Origin of the sequence: Kitasatospora sp. NPDC059088, from assembly GCF_042738155.1 — a bacterium.
Lineage (GTDB): Bacteria > Actinomycetota > Actinomycetes > Streptomycetales > Streptomycetaceae > Kitasatospora.
In genome coordinates, this window is record NZ_JBHYGR010000270.1 from 1 (window position 1) to 3,375 (window position 3,375).

At 75.3% G+C, this 3,375-nt stretch carries 3 protein-coding genes; all 3 read left to right on the forward strand.

What is annotated here, in order from left to right; all coding sequences use genetic code 11:
* On the forward strand, positions 1-435 hold a 435-nt coding region (locus ACFWXO_RS45135; RefSeq protein WP_380533028.1), incomplete at its 5' end, for an electron transfer flavoprotein subunit alpha/FixB family protein.
* A 180-nt stretch (positions 436-615) separates the two neighbouring features.
* On the forward strand, positions 616-2,037 hold the full coding sequence (locus ACFWXO_RS45140) for an acyl-CoA synthetase (protein ID WP_380533031.1): 1,422 nt from the start codon (positions 616-618) through the stop codon (positions 2,035-2,037).
* A 332-nt stretch (positions 2,038-2,369) separates the two neighbouring features.
* The gene (locus ACFWXO_RS45145; RefSeq protein WP_380533034.1) at positions 2,370-3,251 is read left to right on the forward strand and encodes a C40 family peptidase; all 882 of its coding nucleotides are present in this window, start codon (positions 2,370-2,372) and stop codon (positions 3,249-3,251) included.
* The last annotated feature ends 124 nt before the right edge of the window (positions 3,252-3,375 follow it).

Consider the following 3,375-nt stretch of genomic DNA (forward strand, 5'->3'; position numbering starts at 1 on the left):
ACCGGCAACGCCGCCAAGGTCACCTCGCGCACCCCGCGCGTCTCCACCGGCCGTCCCGAGCTGACCGAGGCCGCCATCGTGGTCTCCGGCGGCCGCGGCGTCGGTGCCGCCGAGGGCTTCGGCGTGGTCGAGGAGCTCGCGGACGCGCTCGGCGCGGCCGTCGGTGCCTCGCGCGCCGCCGTCGACGCCGGCTGGTACCCGCACAGCAACCAGGTCGGCCAGACCGGCAAGCAGGTCTCGCCGCAGCTCTACATCGCGGCGGGCATCTCCGGTGCCATCCAGCACCGGGCCGGCATGCAGACCTCGAAGACCATCGTGGCCGTCAACAAGGACCCCGAGGCCCCGATCTTCGAGCTGGTCGACTACGGCGTGGTCGGCGACCTGTTCCAGGTGCTGCCGCAGCTCACCACCGAGGTGAAGGCCCGCAAGGGCTGATCCCCGCGCGACGGGTCCCCAGGACCGAGGGCGTGGTACCGGGTGCTCGGTACCGCGCCCTCCGTCGTCGTGCCCCGGGTCCCAGGGAGTGCCGAGCCGGCCCGTAGAGTCGGCCCGACGGCGCCCGGGCGCGGGAGCCTCCGGGGCGAACAGGGCGAGGACGAGGGCGAGGACCGAAGCATGGCACTGCTGACGGCACTTCACGGCGACCACGGCGACGCGGCGGACGCGCTGCGGATCGACGGCCGGACGCTCTCCCGGGAGGAACTGCTGGGCGCGGCGACCGCGGTGGCCGACCGGGTGGCTGGGGCCCCCGCGCTGGCGGTGCTCGCCCGGCCCACCCTGGAGACGGTCACCGCCGTGGTCGGCGGGCTGCTGGCGGGCGTCCCGGTGGTGCCGCTGCCGCCCGACTCGGGCCCCAAGGAGCGCGAGCACATCCTGCGGGACTCGGGCGCCGTGCTGCTGGCGCACGCGGCCGGGGAGGACGCGCCCGACGCCGGGCCGGTGGCGGCCCTGCCCGTCGACCCCGCCGAGCGTTCGGCGACCACCTACGCCGAACCGGCCGCCGACGCGACCGGTTTCGTGCTCTACACCTCGGGCACCACCGGCGCGCCCAAGGGCGCGGTGATCCGGCGGGCGGCGATCGCCGCCGACCTGGACGCCCTCGCCGCCGCCTGGCAGTGGACCGCCGAGGACACCCTGGTGCACGGGCTGCCGCTGTTCCACGTGCACGGGCTGCTGCTCGGCGTGCTCGGCGCCCTGCGCACCGGCAGCCGACTGGTGCACACCGGACGGCCCACCCCGGAGGGGTACGCGCAGGCGGGCGGCAGCCTGTACTTCGGCGTGCCCACCGTGTGGTCCCGGCTGGCGGCGGACCCCGCGGCGGCCGGACGGCTGGCCCCGGCCCGGCTGCTGGTCTCCGGCAGCGCGCCGCTGCCCGTACCGGTCTTCGAGAAGCTGGCGGCGCTCACCGGGCACGCCCCGATCGAGCGCTACGGGATGACCGAGTCGCTGATCACCGTCAGCACCCGGGCGGACGGCGAGCGGCGCCCCGGCAGCGTCGGGCTGCCGGTGGACGGGGTGCGCACCCGGCTGGTCGGCGAGGACGGCGAGCCGGTGCCGTACGACGGGGAGAGCGTCGGCGAACTCCAGGTCAGCGGCCCCACGCTGTTCAGCGGTTACCTCAACCGGCCGGACGCGGACGCCGAGGCCTGGACGGCGGACGGCTGGTTCCGCACCGGGGACGTCGCGGTGATCGGGGCGGACGGCTTCCACCGGATCGTCGGCCGGGCCTCGGTCGACCTGATCAAGAGCGGCGGCTACCGGATCGGCGCGGGCGAGGTGGAGGCCGCGCTGCGCGACCACCCGGCGGTCGCCGACGCGGCCGTGGTCGGCGCGCCGGACGAGGACCTCGGACAGGTGATCGTCGCGTACGTCGTGCCGGACGGCGCCGTGACGGGGGAACAGCTGACGGCCTTCGTGGCGGAGCGGCTCTCGGTGCACAAGCGCCCGCGCCGGGTCGTGCTGGTACCCGAACTGCCCAGGAACGCACTGGGAAAGGTGTTGAAGAAGCAGCTCCTGACGGAGCACCGCAGCCACTGATGAGGGGGCGTCGGGACACGCCCGGCGGTGACGGGTGTTCACCCTGATGCGCCGTCGGGCCCGGAGCCCGGGAAACCTTCCTTTGGCGCACTCCACTGCGCGCGGTGAGCGGACGCGTGCCTAACGTGACGAGCAGGCAGAACTGAATCCACGGGAGACATGCCGCGGCCCCCGGTCGCACGGCCGGGGGCCGCGGCACGTCGGACCGGGTCTGCCGAGGGTACGGACCGGCGCTGCCGGGGCGTACCGCGTGTCCGCAGCAGTTTCCGCAGCCGCCCTTCCGGCGGCCGTACGCCGCAGTGCGTTCGCAGCAGTGAAGGAAGTCAGCAGGGATGACCACCGTCAACACCGGCGCACCGGATGCCGCCGACGAACCGACCGGGCAGCACGCCCCCGCCGCCCGCCCCGCCACCGCCCGTCCTTCGCGGGCCGCGCGGATCCGCCGGGGGATAGGCATGGCGGCCGTGATCGCGGTCGGCGTGGGGACCATCGGCCTCGGCACCGGGGTGACGCCCGCCGCGGCCGAGAAGGCCCCGGCGCACGCCGGGTGGGACGGCTCGCGGTACTGGTTCAAGAACAGCCAGGGGCAGTGGCGCTGGACCACCCACTACAGCGTGTACGTGGCGCGGACCGGCGGCGGCAAGTCCTCGGCGGGGTCCTCGTCCTCCGCGAAGCCCGCCAAGTCCTCGAACGGCGGGATCAAGCAGGGCTGGGACGGCTCGCGGTACTGGTTCAGGAACAGCAAGGGGGAGTGGCGCTGGACCAGCCACTACGACATCTACCTGCAGCGGACCGGCGGTTCCCCGTCCTCCTCCGGCTCCTCGGGGTCCTCCCACGAGGTGGCGGTGGACGGCGACGTCGAGACCGCGGTGGAGTACGCGCTCGCCCAGCTGGGCAAGCCGTTCCGGACGGCCGGCAACGGGCCGGACGGGTACGACTGCTCGGGCCTGGTGCAGCAGTCCTTCCGGCGCGGCGGCATCGACCTGCCGCGGGTGGCCAACGACCAGTACGAGGCCACCACGCCGGTCAAGGCGAGCCAGCTGCGCCGCGGTGACCTGCTGTTCTGGTCGCCGGACGGCACCGCGCGGGGCATCCAGCACGTGGCGATCTACCTGGGCAACAACCGGTACGTGGAGGCCGCGCGGCCCGGGACGCTGATCCGGATCTCCGGGATCAGCAGCGGGTACTACCCCGCGTTCATGGGGCGGCCGTAGCGCCCGGGGTGCGGGGCGTCCGGCCGGTGGGCCGGGCGCCCCCCACCCCCCCCCCCCGGACCTGGCTGTCCCAGGCCCCGGGGGCGGGGGGGGGCGGCCGCCCCGCGGGCGGAGGTGGGGCGGG